16 protein-coding genes are annotated in these 17,788 nt (G+C 63.8%); 2 read left to right on the top strand and 14 right to left on the bottom strand.

Annotated elements, in window-relative coordinates:
* Window positions 1–12: 12 nt before the first annotated feature.
* The gene (locus ACFDR6_RS01685; protein ID WP_375857154.1) at window positions 13–633 is read left to right on the top strand and encodes a pyridoxamine 5'-phosphate oxidase family protein; all 621 of its coding nucleotides are present in this window, start codon (window positions 13–15) and stop codon (window positions 631–633) included.
* Here the strand turns inward: ACFDR6_RS01685 and ACFDR6_RS01680 are convergent.
* From ACFDR6_RS01680 to ACFDR6_RS01660, 5 genes are all read right to left on the bottom strand, one after another.
* Entirely contained in the window at window positions 630–1,562 is a 933-nt protein-coding gene (locus ACFDR6_RS01680) for a class I SAM-dependent methyltransferase (protein WP_375857153.1), read from the bottom strand. The two genes, ACFDR6_RS01685 and ACFDR6_RS01680, sit on opposite strands and share 4 nt — an antisense overlap.
* Window positions 1,562–2,671, bottom strand: coding sequence for a hypothetical protein (locus ACFDR6_RS01675; protein WP_375857152.1), 1,110 nt, complete (start codon window positions 2,669–2,671; stop codon window positions 1,562–1,564). Before ACFDR6_RS01675 ends, ACFDR6_RS01680 begins: the two co-directional genes overlap by 1 nt.
* Window positions 2,672–2,915: 244 nt before the next feature.
* Window positions 2,916–3,647, bottom strand: coding sequence for an ABC transporter ATP-binding protein (locus ACFDR6_RS01670; protein ID WP_317241203.1), 732 nt, complete (start codon window positions 3,645–3,647; stop codon window positions 2,916–2,918).
* The gene (locus ACFDR6_RS01665) at window positions 3,644–5,413 is read right to left on the bottom strand and encodes a branched-chain amino acid ABC transporter ATP-binding protein/permease (RefSeq protein ID WP_375857151.1); all 1,770 of its coding nucleotides are present in this window, start codon (window positions 5,411–5,413) and stop codon (window positions 3,644–3,646) included. The genes ACFDR6_RS01670 and ACFDR6_RS01665 overlap by 4 nt, the downstream gene beginning before the upstream one ends.
* 7 nt (window positions 5,414–5,420) lie before the next feature.
* On the bottom strand, window positions 5,421–6,461 hold the full coding sequence (locus ACFDR6_RS01660) for a branched-chain amino acid ABC transporter permease (RefSeq protein WP_212087776.1): 1,041 nt from the start codon (window positions 6,459–6,461) through the stop codon (window positions 5,421–5,423).
* 179 nt (window positions 6,462–6,640) lie between these two features.
* Between ACFDR6_RS01660 and ACFDR6_RS01655 the strand changes: the two genes are divergently transcribed.
* Window positions 6,641–7,174, top strand: a complete 534-nt coding sequence (locus tag ACFDR6_RS01655) for a MarR family winged helix-turn-helix transcriptional regulator (RefSeq protein WP_212087778.1) — start codon at window positions 6,641–6,643, stop codon at window positions 7,172–7,174.
* Window positions 7,175–7,352: 178 nt separating this feature from the next.
* Here ACFDR6_RS01655 and ACFDR6_RS01650 read toward each other — a convergent pair whose 3' ends face one another.
* The 9 genes from ACFDR6_RS01650 to ACFDR6_RS01610 all read right to left on the bottom strand — a co-directional run bounded on the left by ACFDR6_RS01650 (window position 7,353) and on the right by ACFDR6_RS01610 (window position 17,741).
* Complete coding sequence (locus ACFDR6_RS01650) at window positions 7,353–8,636, bottom strand: glycerate kinase type-2 family protein (RefSeq protein ID WP_375857150.1); 1,284 nt, start codon at window positions 8,634–8,636, stop codon at window positions 7,353–7,355.
* A 193-nt stretch (window positions 8,637–8,829) separates the two neighbouring features.
* The gene (locus ACFDR6_RS01645) at window positions 8,830–10,059 is read right to left on the bottom strand and encodes an ABC transporter substrate-binding protein (protein ID WP_212087783.1); all 1,230 of its coding nucleotides are present in this window, start codon (window positions 10,057–10,059) and stop codon (window positions 8,830–8,832) included.
* A 166-nt stretch (window positions 10,060–10,225) separates the two neighbouring features.
* Window positions 10,226–11,455 (bottom strand): ABC transporter substrate-binding protein, encoded by a 1,230-nt coding sequence (locus ACFDR6_RS01640; protein ID WP_375857149.1) that lies wholly within the window; start codon window positions 11,453–11,455, stop codon window positions 10,226–10,228.
* A gap of 247 nt (window positions 11,456–11,702) precedes the next feature.
* Window positions 11,703–12,929, bottom strand: coding sequence for an ABC transporter substrate-binding protein (locus ACFDR6_RS01635; RefSeq protein WP_317241201.1), 1,227 nt, complete (start codon window positions 12,927–12,929; stop codon window positions 11,703–11,705).
* Window positions 12,930–13,046: 117 nt separating this feature from the next.
* Window positions 13,047–14,282 carry an ABC transporter substrate-binding protein gene (locus tag ACFDR6_RS01630; protein ID WP_212087789.1) on the bottom strand — a complete coding sequence of 412 codons (1,236 nt, stop codon included), beginning with the start codon at window positions 14,280–14,282 and terminating at the stop codon, window positions 13,047–13,049.
* Window positions 14,283–14,319: 37 nt separating this feature from the next.
* Window positions 14,320–15,339: a branched-chain amino acid ABC transporter permease gene (locus ACFDR6_RS01625; RefSeq protein WP_212087791.1), complete on the bottom strand. Its 1,020-nt coding sequence runs from the start codon at window positions 15,337–15,339 to the stop codon at window positions 14,320–14,322.
* A gap of 2 nt (window positions 15,340–15,341) precedes the next feature.
* On the bottom strand, window positions 15,342–16,220 hold the full coding sequence (locus ACFDR6_RS01620) for a branched-chain amino acid ABC transporter permease (protein ID WP_212087793.1): 879 nt from the start codon (window positions 16,218–16,220) through the stop codon (window positions 15,342–15,344).
* Window positions 16,221–16,233: 13 nt separating this feature from the next.
* Window positions 16,234–16,947 carry an ABC transporter ATP-binding protein gene (locus tag ACFDR6_RS01615; protein WP_035997952.1) on the bottom strand — a complete coding sequence of 238 codons (714 nt, stop codon included), beginning with the start codon at window positions 16,945–16,947 and terminating at the stop codon, window positions 16,234–16,236.
* A complete protein-coding gene (locus ACFDR6_RS01610) occupies window positions 16,944–17,741 on the bottom strand; it encodes an ABC transporter ATP-binding protein (protein ID WP_212087795.1) in 798 nt (265 codons plus the stop codon). The genes ACFDR6_RS01615 and ACFDR6_RS01610 overlap by 4 nt, the downstream gene beginning before the upstream one ends.
* Between the last annotated feature and the right edge of the window lie 47 nt (window positions 17,742–17,788).

Raw genomic sequence — 17,788 nt, 5'->3', positions numbered from 1 at the left:
GGAGCCATTCCGATGACGGCAACTCAGACCTACGCCAGCGATATCGCCTTTTCGCCGGCGGTGAAATCGATCCAGACCCGAAAGGGGTCGCGCGAGGGCTATGCCCATGCCGAGCAGCGCGGATGGCGCACCGAGGTCGACGAGAACCTCGCGGCGTTCCTGGCTGACGCCAACAGCTTCTATCTTGCAACGGCATCGGCCGACGGCCAGCCCTACATCCAGCACCGCGGCGGCCCGAAGGGCTTTCTCAAGGTGCTGGACAAGCAGACGCTGGCTTTCACCGACTATGCCGGCAACCGGCAATACATCACGCAGGGTAACCTCTCGGAGAACCCCAAGGCCTACATCTTCGTCATGGATTACGCCCACCGCCGCCGCGTGAAGATCTGGGGCGAGGCGCGCGTCGTCGAGGACGACGAGGCACTGACCACGTCGCTGATGCCAAAAGGCTATCGCGCGCGGCCGGAGCAGGTGATCCTGTTCAAGATCTCCGCGTGGGACACCAACTGCCCGCAGCACATCCCGCAGAAGTTCGATGCGGGTGATGTCGCGGCGGCGCTGGCGGCGCGGGACGCGAGGATAGCGGAGTTGGAGGCGGAAGTGGCGGCGCTGAAGGGACAGTCGGCGACCTAGACGGCGGCCACGATTGCGAACTGGCTGTCGCCGTTCAGGCGAGAAAGCTCCATTTGCGCAGGCGCGAGCAGGCCGGCAAGGCGGCCGGCCTCGAGACGATAGACCATTTGTCCGCGGATCTCGGCGATGCGGCGTCCGGCAAGGCGCCAGAGCTTGTCCTCGATCTCCTCAATCGTGAAATGCCGCACATGGAAGCGGAACGACGATTTGTGGAAAGCAAAAGGCAAACCGCTTTCAAGCGGGCACGACAGTAAAATCGGTCCCGCGGTGGCCTTGCCGGCCTGCCGGAGGAATTCGTCGCACTCGGTGACGTGCTCGATCGATTCGAAGCAGACCGCGAAGTCGGCAGACGCCGCAGCGAGCTCGAACGGAAAGTAGGCTTGTGTGAAGACGACGCGATGATCGCCGTAGGATCGTTCGGCCAGTGTAACGGCCGGCGCGGAGCCGTCGATGCCAATCACTCTTGCACCGCAGCGATCGGCGATGATTCTGGCTCCGTAGCCGTTGCCGCAAAAGAGGTCGAGACCGCTGGCCGCGTGGGGCGCCGTCAAGTGGCGGCCGAGCCAGCGCGCGGCGAATTCGTAGCGGGCGGTGTGGTCCCGTCTGACGGCTCCGACCTCATGCGCGGTCTGACGTTCGCCGCTGTCGAGCGAGAGATCGTGGCCGTCGAGCTTGGCCGCCGGATTGCGCACGAAGCGATCGCCAAGTGCGGTTCGGATCCCGGGCGCAGCGGGATTGACGACGAGTGCGCGCCACAGGTCCGCCTCGGCCTCCTGCGTCAGTCCGATATTGGCTCTGGCGATCGAGCGCAGCAGCAGAGCCTCGATATTGGTCGGCTGGCTGCGCAGCGTCGCATCGAGGTGAGCGACCACGTCGGTAAAGCGTTGCTCTTCCAGCAGCGACAGGACCGAGCTCCAGCTTCCGGGCATCACGCCACCACTCTGTCGATTGCACTAAAGCCCCAATCCGCATTGAGCGCGCGACGCAGACGATCCTTCTCCAGGCCATGCGAGAATTTGGGCAGGCTGTGGCTCTCATCCAGCAGACAGTGCCACGTCTGCGGGCTGTACCAGCCGGCGCTCTGCGGGACCGCATCGCCGAATCCGCCGTCGGTGCCGGGGGCGCCGGTGCCGAAGCGGCAGAGCGGCGGCTTCAACGCGATCGTCCGCTTGCCGAACAGCTCTGCCTCGACGAGGCCGCTCGAGTTCAGTGCGCAGACGGTCTCGATCTCCGGCTGCGCGAGGAGCTGGTAGAGGTTGAGGTCGGTCCAGCCGACCGAGCGCAGGCTCTTGATGGCCTTGCGCGCCGCCGAGTGCGGCTGGTCATAGGGGTGCGGCTTGAACAGGACCGCCGACGAGCGCACCGACAGCTCGATCAGGTCTGAAAGATAATCGCCAAGCTGAACGAAGCGTCCGGTCTCGAGATCGAGCGCCGCACGGTCGTCCGGAACCTGCCCGAGGATGAGGGTGGTGCCGGGCCTGAGATTCAACGGTGTCATGAAACTCGCCTTGCTCCTGACGAAGCCGGCGCGGAGCGCGGCGTCGCGGAGATCGAGCATGTTGTGCAGCAGCATCCGATGGATCGAAGCTCGGTTGGTGCGGGCCGCGAACACCACATCGTCGAGGAAGCGGACCGGATAGAGGATCAGATCGATGACGGCGATTCCAGCCTGGTCCAGCAGCCTGCACATCAGATCCGGCAGTTCGTAGCCGACCACGGTGGTGCCGCGAAACAGCTCGGTCACGGCGTTCGCGATCCCGGCGGGCAGGGTCTCGAGCGACAGGAGCTTGCCCCATCCTTCCGTTGTCAGCGGCAAGCCGGCCTGCTCGTACAGATCGGGCGTGTGAAAATAGTGATGGTCCCCGCGTAGCCGCGCATCCCACGACGCCGTGCCGACCTGCCATCCGCCGAGCCGCGCAGCGGTGCCGACAATGCCGTCGAGCCAACGGACGTGCTTCCAGGTTCCGCTTTCCCAGGTCGTTCCGACCAGATAGGGCCGGAAGAGATCAGCGGTCAGCGTCAATCGTGGAGCGGTCATCGAGCCTCGCATCACGCATTAACGTGCGAGGGGAGAGATTCAGGCGCGATGAGTTCGGGCGGGGCCGGCGGGAGTCTCCGCGAATTCATCCAGCCGAGATAGCGCGCGCTCCGTCAACGCCGTCATTGCGAGCGCAGCGAAGCAATCCAGAGGCTTTCCGTGGAGGGATTCTGGATTGCTTCGCTGCGCTCGCAATGACGAGGAGGAAAGAGCGTGAGCCTAGCTGTCACCGCCCAGCACGAAATCAGATCGCGCTCGTGCCTTCGTGCTGGAAGCCGAGGTAGCTTGCCGCAACGCGCTCGTTCGCGGCGATGTCGCTGGCCTTGCCGCTCAGCACGAACTCGCCGAGCTCCATCACATAGGCCTGGTCCGCGATCTTCAGGGCGGCCTGCGCATTCTGCTCCACCAGCAGCACCGAGACGCCGCTGGCGCGGAGCTCGGTGACGATGCGGAAAATGTCGGCGACGATGATCGGGGCAAGGCCGAGGCTGGGCTCGTCCAGCATCAGGAGCTTCGGCTCGCCCATGAGCGCGCGGCCCATCGCGAGCATCTGCTGCTCGCCGCCGGAGAGCGTGCCGGCGAGCTGCTTGCGGCGCTCCTTCAGCCGCGGGAACAGCGTATAGACGCGCTCCATCGAAGCCTTCGCCTTGCTTCGCTCGATGCGGAAGGCCCCCAACTCGAGATTGTCCTCGACATTCATGGTCACGAACAGTTCGCGGTGCTCCGGGACGAGGCCAAGTCCCATCGCGACGCGATCCTCGATGTCGAGCCGGGCGAGATCCTGGCCGGCAAAGGTGACGCGGCCCTTCAGCGGCAGGATGCCCATGACGGCTGAAAGCAGCGTGGTCTTGCCGGCGCCGTTGGCGCCGACGATGGTGACGATCTGGTTCTGGCCGACCTCGAGCGAGACCGAGCGCACGGCCTCGACCTTGCCATAGGCGACATGGGCGTCGGTGACGGACAACAGCGCGCTCATGCCGCCACTCCGAGATAGGCCTTGATCACTTCAGGATTTGACTTGATCGTGGCAGGTGTGCCCTCCGCGATCTTGGTGCCGAAATCGAGCACGACGATGCGGTCGGCGAGGTTCATGACGAAGCCCATGTCGTGCTCGACCAGCAGGACGCTCATGCCGCCGTCGCGCAATTCGCGGAGCAGGGTGGCGAGCTGCTGTTTCTCCATGTGGCGCAGGCCCGCGGCCGGCTCGTCGAGCAGCAACAGCATCGGATCGACGCAGAGCGCGCGCGCGATCTCGACGATGCGCTGCTGGCCGAGCGAAAGGCTGCCTGCGAGCTGGTGCATCTGCTCAGCGAGGCCGACACGCTCGATCTGGCGGGCGGCCTCCGCGAGCAACTTGGCCTCGTCGGCGCGGTCGAGCCGCAGCATCGAGGAGATGGGGCCCGAATGGCCGCGCAGATGCGCGCCGATCGCGACATTCTCCAGCACGGTCATGTCAGGGACCAGCTTGACGTGCTGGAAGGTCCTGCTGATGCCGAGCTTGACGATCTCCTGCGGCGGCGCCTTGTCGACCTTCTTGCCGAGCACCGAGACCGAGCCCGACGTTGCCGACAGGACGCCCGTGATCAGGTTGAACGTCGTGCTCTTGCCGGCGCCGTTCGGGCCGATCAGCGCGACGATCTCGCGGGCCTGGACGTCGAAGGAGACGTTGTTGACCGCGACCACGCCGCCGAATTGCTTCCGCGCCTTGTCGACCTGGAGCAGGGCGCTGGACTGGCCGGGTGCGCGGGCGCGATGCTCCAGTTTCAGCGAGGTGTCGGGCTTCTTGCCACTGGTACGCTCGGGGAAGAACGATATCAGCCAGGGCCAGAGCCCGCCGGGTGCAAGCTGGAGCAGCGCCACCAGCATGATGCCGAACACGATGGTCTCGACTTGGCCGGAGCCGGGCAGAAGCAGCGGCAAATAGCTCTGCAGCACCTCTTTCAGGATCACGACGATCGCGGCACCCAGCACGCCGCCCCAGACATAGCCGGCGCCGCCGACCACGGCGATGAAGAGATATTCGATGCCCATATGTGCGCCAAACGGCGTCGGGTTCACCGCACGCTGAAGATGCGCGTAGAGCCATCCCGAGAGCCCGGCAAGCACGGCGGCGTGGATGAACACCAGGAGCTTTGCGCGCGGCGTGTGCACGCCAAAGGCTTCCGCCGCGACATGGCCGCGCCTGAGCGCGCGGATGGCGCGGCCGGTGCGGGAATCCAGCAGGTTCATCGTCAGCAGCGCCGACAGGATCACGGCGAACCAGATCGCGTAGTAGATCGAGCCGGGCGAGAGCATCTTGAACGTGCCGATCGACAGCGGCGGGATCGCCGAGATGCCGTCGTTTCTTCCCAGGAATTCCAGCTTGCTGAAGAGATAGAACAGGCCGAGGCCCCAGGCGAGGGTGCCGAGCGGCAGATAATGGCCGGACAGGCGGACGGTGATCAGTCCGAGCAGCACCGCCAGCGATCCGCTGACCAGGAGCGACAGCGGAAGGGTCAGCCACGGCGACACGCCATAGGCCGTCGACAGCACCGCGGTGGTGTAGGCGCCGAAGCCGACGAAGGCCGCCTGGCCGAACGAGGTCAGGCCGCCGACGCCGGTCAGCAGCACGAGGCCCATCGCGACCAGGGCCGCGAGGCCGATATTGTCCAGCAGCACGATCCAGAACGGCGGCATGCCGGGGATGAACGGGATCGCCGCCATGACGAGTGCGAAGACGAGAATGGGAAGCCGGCTCTGCATCTTGGCGTCAGTCCTTCTCTTCCTCGACCGCCGGCGCGGCGAGCGAGCGCAGCAGCAGCACGGGGATCAGCAGCATGAAAACGATCACCTCCTTGTAGTTGGAGGCATAGAAGGACGAGAACGCCTCGACGAGGCCGACGACCAGCGCCGCGGCGGCGGTGAGGGGATAGCTGACGAGGCCGCCGATGATCGCGGCGACGAAACCCTTCAGGCCGATCAGGAAGCCGCTGTCATAGTAGAGCGTCGTGATCGGCACGATCAGGATGCCCGACAGCGCGCCGATGACGGATGCCAGCAGGAAGGCGATCTGCCCCGATAGCGTGGTGCGGATGCCCGCGAGCCGCGCCCCCAGCCGGTTCACGGCGGTCGCGCGCAGCGCCTTGCCGTAGAGCGTCAGGCCGAAGAACAGCCAGAGCCCGATGATGAAGGCGATGGTGATGCCGTAGACGGTGAGGCTCTGGCCGGTGAAGCGCAATGCGCCGGCGGTGAAGGCGCCGGACAGCACCGCCGGCCCGCGCTGGCCTTCGGCGCCGAAGAAAAGCAGGCCAAGTCCCTGCAGCGCGAGATGGACGCCCACCGAGGCGATCAGCAGCACCAGCACGGAGGTGTGGGCCAGCGGCTGGAACGCGACGCGGTAGAGATAGAGGCCGATCATCGCCACGATCACCAGCGACAGTGCGATGCAAATCGCGACCGGCGGCTTCTGGGCGGCGAAATACACGGTCAGCGCCAGCACGATGGCCGGCAGCACGACGTTGGTGACGAAGCTGCGCACGATCAGCCGCCCATGCAGCGCCTTGCGTGCCACGAACAGGTCGAACGCGAAGGCGCCGATGCCCAGCGCAAGCGCGAGCTTGGCCGTGCCCGGCATCTGGCCTGCCGCCAGCGAGGCATAGGTCAGCGCACCGTAGGTGACGAACTCGCCCTGGGGAATGAGGATCACCCGGGTGACGGCGAACACCAGCACCAGCGCGAGGCCGAGCAGCGCGTAGATCGCGCCATTGGTGATGCCATCCTGCACCAGGAACAGCATGATGGTGGTATTCAAGACCGGACGCTCCCCCTAAAGATTACGGACCGGTCCCCTGGATTGCGGTGGACGGTACGCTCACAGCCATTGAAAAACGCATGCGATATTTGATATGGTCCATAACAATTATCAAATATAACATCAAGGGCGGGGTGGATGACCCGTCCCGAATTTAGCGGGATTACGAGCACGAGGCGATGACCGTTTCCAAAGCTGCTGAAAAGTCCTCTGAAAAGCCTGCCGATACGGCCAAGGGCCGCAAGGACGTGGCCGAGGCGCAGGGTCAGGGGTCCGCCGAAGCCCTCCAGCTCGGCGAGCTCTCGGAGCAGCTCGGCTATGTGCTGAAGCGGGCGCAGCTCAAGGTGTTCGAGAACTTCCTGCGCTGCATGGCCTCGCTCCAGCTGACGCCGGCGCAATTCTCCGTGCTGCTGCTGGTCGAGAAGAATCCCGGCCGTAACCAGACCGAGATCGCCTCGACCCTCGGCATCCTCAGGCCGAACTTCGTGGCGATGCTCGACAATCTCGAGAGCCGCGATCTTTGCGCCCGGATCCGCTCCACCAACGACCGCCGCTCACACATCCTGGTGCTGACCGACAAGGGCAAGGCCGTGCTTTCCCGCGCCAAGAAGCTCGTCGCCACCAAGCACGAGGCCCGGCTGAACGACTTGCTCGGGCAGAGCAACCGCGAGGCGCTCATCGCGATGCTCTCGAAGATCGCGAACGAGTTTTGAGGGGCGGCCGTCGAGCCCAAGCTGGCTTGTGACGAGCCCAACCCACATTCTCCGCTGTCATCGCCCGACATGATCGAGCGATCCAGTACTCCGAGACGGTTGTGGTTCATCGAGAGGCTGCGGCGTACTGGATTCCCCGCCTGCGCGGGGAATGACCCCGTCGTTGGGGCTGGCGGCCTCAATCCACCAGGATCACCCTTATGTCGTTCACGTTGGTCAGCGTCGGGCCGGGCAGCAGCAGATCCCCCGTCGCCTCGAAGAACGTGGTGGCGTCGTTGTTGTCGAGGTAGGCCTGTGGCTGAAGTCCCTGCGCCTTCATCTTCGCGAACGTCGCCGCGTCGATCAGCGCGCCGGCGGGATCGGTGGGGTTGCCGGCGCCGCCATCGGCACCGTCGGTATCGGCGGCCAGCGCCGAGATATCCGGCGTGTCCTTCAGCAGGCTGGCGAGCGCCAGCGCGTATTCCTGGTTCGGTCCGCCGCGCCCCTGGCCGCGCACGGTAACCGTGAGCTCGCCGCCGGAGAGGATCGCGACGCGCTTGCCTTGCGCGCGTGCCTGAAGCGCGAGCTTCGCATGATCGGCCGCGACCTCGCGGGCCTCGCCTTCGAGATCGGCGCCGAGACCGATGGTCTCGTAACCGGCCTCGCGCGCGAGCTTCACCGCGGCGTCGAACGACTGCTTGGGCCGCGCGATCAGCTCGAAATGGGCCCGGGCAAAGGCCGCATCGTCAGGCTTGCAGCTCTCGTTGGCGGGATCGTCGAGCGCGCGGCGAACGGCATCGTCGATGTCGAGCCTGTACTTTGCCACGATCGCGCGCGCATCGGCCAGGGTGGTCGGATCCGCCACCGTGGGGCCGGAGGCGATCGCGGAGGGATCGTCATGCGGCACGTCGGAGATCGCGAGCGTCACGATCTCGGCGGCATTCCTGCCGGCGCGCGCGAGACGGCCGCCCTTGATCCGCGACAGATGCTTGCGCACGACGTTCATCTCGCCGATCGGCGCGCCCGAGCGCAGCAGCGCCTTGTTGACCGCCTGCTTCTGCGCGAAGCTGATACCCTCCACCGGCGCGATCCAGTTCGCCGAGCCGCCGCCGGTGAGCAGCACCAGGAGCAGATCGTCAGGGCCGGCCTCGCCGGCCAGCGCGAGCGTGTCGGCCGCGCCCTTCAGGCCGGCCTCGTCGGGCACGGGATGGCCGGCCTCGACCACGCGGATGCGGCGCGTCGGCACGCCGTAACCGTGGCGCGTGGTGGCGATGCCGACCAGCCGCTCCGGCGCCAGTCCCAGGGTGTCGAGATAATGCCGCTCCGCCGCCGCGGCCATCGCGCCCGCGCCCTTGCCGGCGGCAAGGCAGATCACGCGTCCCCTCGGCGCGGGGCGCAGATGCGGTGCCAGCACGACGTTGGGATGGGCGGCGGCAACGGCGGCATCGTAGAGCGCGCGGAGCAGGGGACGTCGGTCGGTCATGACGAAAAGCCTTGGGCGAACAGGAGGGATCGGCGGCAAGCGCCCCCGGTCACATGCCTACCCCATCAGGCGCCAAAGCGTAAGCGGCCTTGGCCATCATTCGATTGTGCAATCGCGTGATCGCAATCGGCGGGCAAACAAAAGCTCCCTGCGAGAGCATCGCAGGGAGCCTGCCGTCCACGTCTTCCAGCGACTAGCCGCCGGCGTCGGCGCTGATCACGTCGCCGAACAGATCCCACTTGTCGCCCTTGAACTTCATGAGCTGGAGCGAGCTGATCGGTGCGAAGTCGTTCGCGCCGGTGTTGATCTTGATGCCGGGCAGCAGCACTTCGGTACGGAAGTCCTTCAGACTGGCCGCCTGTTTCATGACGTTCTCGCGCGTGAGATTGTCGCCGCACTTCTTCAGCACTTCGACCAGCGTCTGTGCCACGCCGTAGCCGACGATGGTGCCGCCGTCGAGCTTGTCGCCTTCCGGGAAGTACTTCGCCATGAAGTCCAGGAAGCCCTTCATGCCGGCGTCGTCCTTCCACTGCGGATCGGAGACGTCCTTCAGATACGCGGCCGAGATGATGTCCTGCGAGTTCTCGAAGCCCGCGGGCTTGATCACGCTGCCGACCGAGGCCGAGACGTTGTTGAGGAAGTGCGTCGGCTTCCAGCCGATCTCGGAGATCTTCTTGATCGCCTGCGCCGCGAACTTCGGCGTGGTGATGTTGATGAAGACGTCGGCGCCGGTCGCCTTCAGCTTGACGATGTGATTGTCGATGGTTGGCTCCGACGTCTCGTAGCTTTCCTCCAGCACGATCATGCTTGCGGCCTTGGCGCCGAGGCCGTCCTTCAGGCCCTTCAGGTAGTCCTTGCCGTAATCGTCGTTCTGGTACAGGACGCCGATCTTGGCGTTGGGCATGGCCTTCAGGATGTACTTTGCATAGATCTGCGTCTCGCTCTGGTAGTTGGGCTGCCAGCCCATCGTCCAGGGGAAGTTCTGCGGATCGTTCCACTTGGTGGCGCCGGTTGCGACGAACAGCTGCGGCACCTTCTTCGAGTTCATGTACTTCTGGATCGCCGAGTTCGGCGGGGTGCCGAGCGAGTTGAAGACGAGCAGCACCTCGTCGCTCTCGACCAGCTTGCGCGCCTGCTCCACCGTCTTGGGCGGCGAATAGGCGTCGTCGTAAGAGACGAAATTGATCTTGCGGCCGTTGATTCCGCCCTCGTCGTTGATCTTCTTGAAATAGGCGGCTTCGGTCCGGCCGATGATGCCGTAGGCGGAGGCCGGTCCGCTGTAGGGCATGATGTTGCCGATCTTGATTTCGGTATCGGTCGCGCCGGTATCGTATTTCTTCTGGGCCGATGCAGTGGAGGTCGAGGCCGCAATGAGCGCAAGCGCCAGTGACGCGGCGGCAAATTTGCCGGTGACAGCAGGCATTCCATTCTCCCTATTTTCTTGATGTGGGCGTCCCTTTTCTTGGCTTGATTGTTTTTGGCGACGCTGCCGCAATTCAATACGATTTGGTTGCCGCCTTCAAGAAAAAGCCCCTGCGACGACGCCGCAGGGGCTGCTTCTTTAGTAGTCATTGGGCAGGGCCGCGCCCTTAGCCGCCTACCTCGCTACTGAGGACGTCCCCGAACAGCTCCCAGCTTTCGCCCTTGAAGCGCATGAGTTGCACTTGGGACAGCGGCGCGAAGTCGGTGGGGCTGGTGTTAACCTTGATGCCCGGCAGCAGGCCTCCGGGTTCGAAGTCCCGGAGGGCGGCTGCCTGCTTCATGACGTTGGCTCGCGTCAGATCGTCGCCGCACGCCTTCAATACATGCGCAAGACCCTGGGCTACGATGTATCCGTACATCACAGCCGAATCCGTGCGGTTGGCATCCGGATAGTACTTGTCGAGGAACTCATTCCAGGCCTTCATCGCCGGATCGTTCTTCCATTGCGTGTCGGTCGGATCCTTGTAGTAGTTCGAGGAGATGATGCCTTGCGAGGCTTCGAAGCCGGCCGGCTTCATGACGCTGCCGATGGAAACCGAGACGTTGTTGAGGAAATGCATCGGCTTCCAGCCGATCTCATGCATCTTCTTGATCGTCTGAGCAGCAAATTTCGGCGTGGTGACGTCGAAGAAGACGTCGGCATCCGTTGACTTGAGCTTGACGATGCTGGAGTCGATGGTCGGCTGCGCCACCTCGTAGCTTTCCTCGGCCACGATCATCGACGCCGCCTTGGCGCCCAGGCCGTCCTTCAGGCCTTTGACGTAATCTTTGCCGTAGTCGTCATTCTGGTAGAGGATGGCTATCCTGGCGTCCGGCCTTTCCTTCAGAATGTACTTTGCATAGATGCGGGCCTCAGTCTGGTAGTTCGGCTGCCAGCCGATGGTCCACGGAAACTCCTTGGGATCGTCCCATTTGGTGGCGCCGGTGGCGACGAACAGCTGCGGCACCTTCTTCTGGTTCATGTATTTCTGGATCGCGGTGTTCGGCGGTGTGCCAAGCGAGTTGAAGATGAGCAGCACCTCGTCGCTCTCGATGAGCTTGCGCGCCTGCTCCACGGTCTTCGGCGGCGAATAGGCGTCGTCATAGGTCACGAAGTTGATCTTGCGGCCGTTGATGCCGCCTTCTGCATTGATCTTGCGGAAATACGCCTCCTCGGTCTTGCCGATCACGCCGTAGGCGGAGGCTGGTCCGCTGTAGGGCATGATATTGCCGATCTTGATCTCGCTGTCGGATGCGCCGGTGTCGTATTTCTTCTGCGCGGACGCTGTTGTGGACAGGGTGGCAGCCAGCACGAGGGCAGCCGAGAAGGCCCCCAATCGCACATGCATTGCAGGCATCTTGATCTCCCTAGGTCGGTTTGAATGTGTCGATTGTTCTTGTCGTGAGCGATCATTGCGCGTCGCTCCAGCACGCATTGAATACCCTTCTCAGGTGCCCAGCAAGGAGAACGCGCCGTCGCACCAGGTCTTCTTCTGCGAGGGGATGCGGAATATTCCGGCGCGCGAGATGAAGCGCGCCATCACTCAGCTACGCCAAAATTGCCTTCTGGAACATACGCAATTTATAATTGCGTCGTGTGCGGCTTCAATGGCCGATCTCGCTCGATATGATGTCGCCGAACAGCTCCCACTTCCGGCCCTTGAAACGCATCATCTGGAGCTGCTCGATCGGGGCAAAATTGTCCGGCGCGGTGTTGATCTTGATGCCGGGCAGCAGCGTGTCGGGTTCGAAATCCTTTAAGGAGGCGGCCTGCTTCATGACGTTCTCGCGGGTGAGATCGTCGCCGCACATCTGCAGCACCTTCACCATGGTTTGAGCTGCGGCATAGCCGAACACCACGCCGGCCTCGAGCTTGTTGGCCTTGGGATCGTATTGCGCGAGGAAGTTATAGAACTTCTTCATGCCGTCGTCGGCGTTCCACTGCGGATCGGAGCCGTCCTTGAGGTAGCTTGCCGACAGGATGCCCTGGGAGATCTCGAGGCCGGCCGGCTCGATCACGCCGCCGACCGAGGCCGAGACGTTCGAGACGATGTGGACCGGATGCCAGTTGATCTCGGCCGCCTTCTTGATCGCCTGCGCGGCGAATTTCGGCGTCGTGATGCTGATGAACACGTCGGCACCCGAGGCCTTCAGCTTGACGACGTGTTCGTCGATCGCGGGCTCGGAGGTATCGTAGGTCTCCTGCATCACGATCATCGAGGCCTTGGCGCCGAGACCGTCCTTCAGCCCTTTCAGATAGTCCTTGCCGAAATCGTCGTTCTGGTAGAGCACCCCGATTTTTCCGTCGGGCTTTTCCTTCATGATGTACTTGGCGTAGATGCGCGCTTCGCTCGCATAGCTCGGTTGCCAGCCCATGGTCCAGGGATATTGCTTGGGATCGTTCCACTTGGACGCGCCGCTCGCCACGAACAATTGCGGCACCTTTTTCTCGTTCATGTATTTGCGGATGGCGCCGTTGGTGGACGTGCCGAGCGAGCCGAAGATCAGGAGCACCCCGTCGCTCTCGACCAGCCTGCGTGCCTGCTCCACGGTCTTCGGCGGCGAATAGGCGTCGTCATAGGAGATGAGCTTGATCTTGCGTCCGTTGATGCCGCCCTCGGCATTGATCTTGTTGAAATAGGCCTGCTCCGTCTTGCCGATCGCGGCATAGGCCGAGGCCGGGCCGCTATAGGGCATGATGTTGCCGATCTTGATCTCGGCATCGGAAGCGCCGCTGTCGTATTTCTTCTGCGCCAGTGTCGGGCTGCTCGTCGCAGTGCACAAAGCGAGCGCGGTCCACAGGGCTACAACCTGAAAACGAACGGCGGGCATTGTTCTCCTACCCCGGGTTGGATCGCCGCATTGAACAAGTTTGGCGCCTGCCGTCAACAAAAAGCCCCCGCGATGGTTCGCGGGGGCTTCCTGGGCTCGGTCTGCTGCGTCAGCGCGTCACTCGGAAGCGACGTCGCCGCTGATGATCTCGCCGAACAGTTCCCACTTCTCGCCCTTGAAGCGCATCATCTGGAGCTGGGCGATCGGCGCGAAGTCGGTCGGGCTGGTGTTGATCTTGACGCCCGGCAACAGGGTATCCGGCACGAAGTCCTTCAGGCTCGCCGCCTGCTTCATGATGTTGGCGCGGGTCAGATCGTCGCCGCACATTTCCAGCACCTTGGCGAGCGTCGAGGCGGCGCCATAGCCGTAGACCATGCTGGTGTCGGACTTGTCGGCACCCGGCATATACTTGTCGACGAACTCGTTCCACTTCTTCATGCCGGGGTCGTTGGCCCACTGCGGATCCGTCGAATCCTTGGCATAGGCTGCCGACAGCACGCCCTGCGCGTTCTCGAAGCCGGCCGGCTTCATCACGCTGCCGACCGAGATCGACACGTTGGTGAGGATCTGAAGCGGCTTCCAGCTCAGCTCGGCGGTCTTCTTGATGGTCTGGGCCGCGAACTTCGGCGTGGTGTAGATCAGCAGCACGTCGGGATTGGCGGCCTTGATCTTGACGATGTGGCCGTCGATCGACGGCTCGGACACTTCGTAGCTTTCTTCCATGATGATCATGGAAGAGGCCTTGGCGCCGAGGCCGTCCTTGGTGCCCTTGAGGTAGTCTTTGCCGAAATCGTCGTTCTGGTAGAGGATCGCGATCTTGGCGTCCGGCTTCTCCTTCATCAGCCATTTCGCGTAGATCTGCGCTTCGCTCTGGTAGGACGGCTGCCAGCCGATGGTCCAGGGGAAGTTCTTCGGGTCGTTCCACTTGGTGGCGCCGGTCGCGACGAAGAGCTGCGGGATCTTCTTGGAGTTGAGGTATTTCTGGATCGCCGTGTTCGAGGGCGTGCCGAGCGGGTTGAACACCGCCAGCACTTCATCGCTCTCGATCAGCTTGCGGACCTGCTCGACGGCCTTGGGCGGCGAATAGCCGTCGTCATAGGTGACGAAGTTGATCTTGCGGCCGTTGATGCCGCCCTTGTCGTTGATCATCTTGAAATAGGCTTCTTCGGTCTTGCCGATGATGCCATAAGCCGACGCCGGACCGCTGTACGGCATGATGTTGCCGATCTTGATCTCGGTATCGGACGCGCCGGTGTCGTATTTCTTCTGAGCGAGTGCAGCGCCGGAGGTGAGGGCAATGGCCGCCGTTGCCGTGACCAGCGCGGCGGCTCGCAGTGTTCTTCCAGAAAGCAATTGGGTCTCCTTCGTTAAACAACAGTTGTAGAGAGTTTCAGTTTCTTTTGAGCTTGCCGGCAAGTTGTTGGCCCAGGATCGCCACCTGCCGTGCGCCGTGCGGCACGAGGTAGATGACCAGGAACAGCAGCACGCCGAACACGGCGCCGGAGAGGCCCTTGGAGATGCTCTCCGCCATGTTCGGCACGAAGATGATGAAGGCAGCGCCGACGAACGAGCCGGGCAGCCAGCCGACGCCGCCGACGACCATGCCGAGGAACAGCGAAATCGCCAGCGTGATGGTGTAGCTGTCGGGCGCGACGAACTGCACGGCGATGGCGCCGAGCGAGCCGGCAACGCCGGTGATGCCGGCGGACACCCCGAAAGCCAGCGTCTTGTACAGCGCGACGTTGACACCCATCGAGGAGGCCGCGATCTCGTTGTCGCGGATCGCCATGAAGGCGCGGCCCGAGCGGGAGCGCAGCAGGTTCACCGAGAAGATGTAGATCGCGAGCGTCACGAGGAGGGTGAAATAATACAGCCACATGTCCTGCGACATCGGCAGGCCGAACGGCGCGTCAGGCTTGGTGACGACGAGGCCCTGCACGCCGCCGGTCCAGTGCTCGAGGAAGTTCAGCTTGAGCAGCTGCGGCATCGCGGTGGCGAGCGCAAAGGTCGCGAGCGCGAGATAGATGCCCGACAACCGCAACGCCGGCTTGCCGAACAGGTATCCGAAGCCGAAGCAGATCGCCGCGGAAATCGGAATGGTCAGCGCATAGTTGACGTTCGCATGCTCCATCAGCACCGCGGACACATAGGCGCCGACGGCGTAGAACGCGCTCTGGCCGAGCGAGAACTGGCCGCTTCCGCCGGTCAGGATGTTCAGCGCCAGCACGGCGAGCCCGTAGATCAGGAGCATCGTCATCTGGAAGATGATGAAGTTCTTGACGAACAACGGCACGACCAACAGCGCCGCCAGCACCACCAGCGACGTGCCGGTGCCCAGCGTCATGGCCCGCTTCGGAACCGCCTCGACCGCCTCGTGGCCTTGGCCAACGACTTCTTCTGCTGCGCTCATGATCAAACTCGCTTGACGATGTGCCGGCCGAACAGGCCAGCGGGTTTGACGACCAGGACGGAGATGATCAGCGCAAGCGCGATCGGGAGTTTCAGCTCGTTGCCGACGCCGGGGATGTAGGTGCCGGCGAGGTTCTCGAACACGCCGACCAGGAAGCCGCCGACCACCGCGCCGAACGGGCTCGACAGTCCGCCGAGCACCGCGGCGGCGAACCCGTAGATCAAGACGCCGCCCATCATGTTGGGCTCGAGGAACACGACCGGGGCGATCAGCATGCCGGCGATCGAGCCGATCGCGGTTGCCATGCCCCAGCCGAGCGCGATCATCCAGCTGGTGTTGATGCCGACGAGGCGGGCCGACTCAGGCACCGAGGCGGCGGCGCGCATCGCAAGACCGATCCGCGTGTACTGGAAGAAGAAGTACAGCGCGAGCAGCAGCGCTATCGTGACGCCGATCATGCCAGCTTGGTGGGTGGAGATCAGCTGACTGCCGAGGAACGGTGCGGAGCCGAACGGGGTCGGATACTGCTTGATCGTGAAGTCCCAGATCAGGCCGGCCGAGGAGTTGATGATCGCAAAGAGCGCGATGAAGCCGGCGACGTTGGTCAGCACCGGCGCTTTCGCCAGCGGCTTGAACAGGATGCGCTCGATCGCGATGCCGGCGACGAAGGAGAAGGCCAGCGTGATCACGAAGGCGGCCCAGTAGGACACGCCCCATTGCATCAGCTGCCAGGAGATGAAGGTCGAGAACATCGCCATCTCGCCTTGCGCGAAGTTGAGATGGTCGATGGCCTGGTAGATCATGACCACGGCGAGCGCCATGCAGGCGTAGATCGCGCCCGTGGCGATGCCGGCCAGGACTTGGTTGGTGAACAGCTCCATTGTCCCGGCTCCCTCAGTAACCCAGATAGGATTTGCGGATTTCTTCGTTGTTCGCGATGTCCTTGGCCTTGCCGGACATCACGATGCGACCGGTCTCGATCACATAGGCCTGGTCGGCGAGTTCGAGCGCGAGTTGGGCGTTCTGCTCGACCACCAGGATCGACACCTTGTCCTCGCGGTTGATTTTGCCGAGGATGCCGAACAGGTCGCGCACCACCAGCGGCGCGAGGCCGAAGGACGGCTCGTCCAGCAGCATCAGCCGCGGGCGCAGCATCAGCGCGCGCGCGACCGCGAGCATCTGCTGCTCGCCGCCGGACAGCGTGCCGGCCTGCTGGGTGTGGCGCTGCTTCAGGACCGGGAAGTGCGCATACATGCGCTCGATGTCGGAGACGATGCCGGCGCGGTCCTTACGGGTGATCGCCCCTAGCTGAAGATTCTCCTCCACCGTCATGTTGGTGAAGGTGCCGCGGCCCTGCGGCACGTGGGCGATGCCGAACCGCACGATGCTCTCGGTCGAGCGGTTGTTCAGCGGCTTGCCTTCGAACTCGACGCCGCCGGTGGAGCGCACCATGTTGCAGATCGCGCGCAGCGTGGTGGTCTTGCCGGCGCCGTTGGCACCCAGCAGCGTCACGAGCGAGCCTTCGTTGAGCGAGAAGGACAGGCCATGAAGCGCCTGAACCTGGCCGTAATAGGCGCGCAGGTCCTTGACGTTGAGCAGTGGCGTCATTGATCCTTGCTCCCGAGATAGGCTTTGATGACGTCCGGGTCCGCCTGCACCTGGGCGGGCGTGCCTTCCGCGAGCTTCTTGCCGAAATTCAACGCGACCACGTGGTCGGCGATCGACATCACGAGGCCCATGTGGTGCTCGACCAGCAGCACGGTCATGTGGCGCTCGTCGCGGATGCGGCGAATGAGGTCGCCGAGAACATGGACTTCCTCATGGTTGAGGCCGCCGGCCGGCTCGTCGAGCAGCAGGATCTTCGGATCGGCTGCCAGCGCGCGCGCCAGCTCGACGCGCTTCTGCGTGCCGAAGGGCAGGCCGGAGACGACGGTGTGGGCGACGTCCTCGAGGTTGAGATAAGCGAGGATCTCATGCACCTTCTTGTTGACGGTGGCCTCGCTGCGCCGGACCCAGGCAAGCTTCAGGGAGTCGCTGATGATGTCGCTGGAGGTCTTCGAATGCGCGCCGACGCGGACGTTGTCCATCACCGACAAGTTCGGAAACAGCGCCACGTTCTGGAAGGTGCGGCCGATGCCGATCTCCGCGATCCGGTGCGGCGCCCGCGTCAGGATGCTCGCGCCTTCCATCAGGATATCGCCGGACGATGGCTGATAGAGCCGGGACAGGCAGTTGAAGAGCGTGGTCTTGCCGGCGCCGTTGGGGCCGATCAGTCCGAGGATCTGGCCCTTGTGCATGTCGAAGGACACGCCGTTGAGCGCGACGATGCCGCCGAACACGACGCTGACGTCGCGAACCGCGAGCAGGGGCGATGTCCCCTGCGCGAGCTGTGCCTGCGTCATCTCGTCTCGCTCACATCATTGAGTGAGCGAAGGGGCGATGCGAACCG

Source organism: Bradyrhizobium tunisiense, assembly GCF_042263385.1.
Classification (GTDB): Bacteria; Pseudomonadota; Alphaproteobacteria; order Rhizobiales; family Xanthobacteraceae; genus Bradyrhizobium; species Bradyrhizobium tunisiense.
This window is presented reverse-complemented; position numbering and strand designations above follow the sequence as displayed.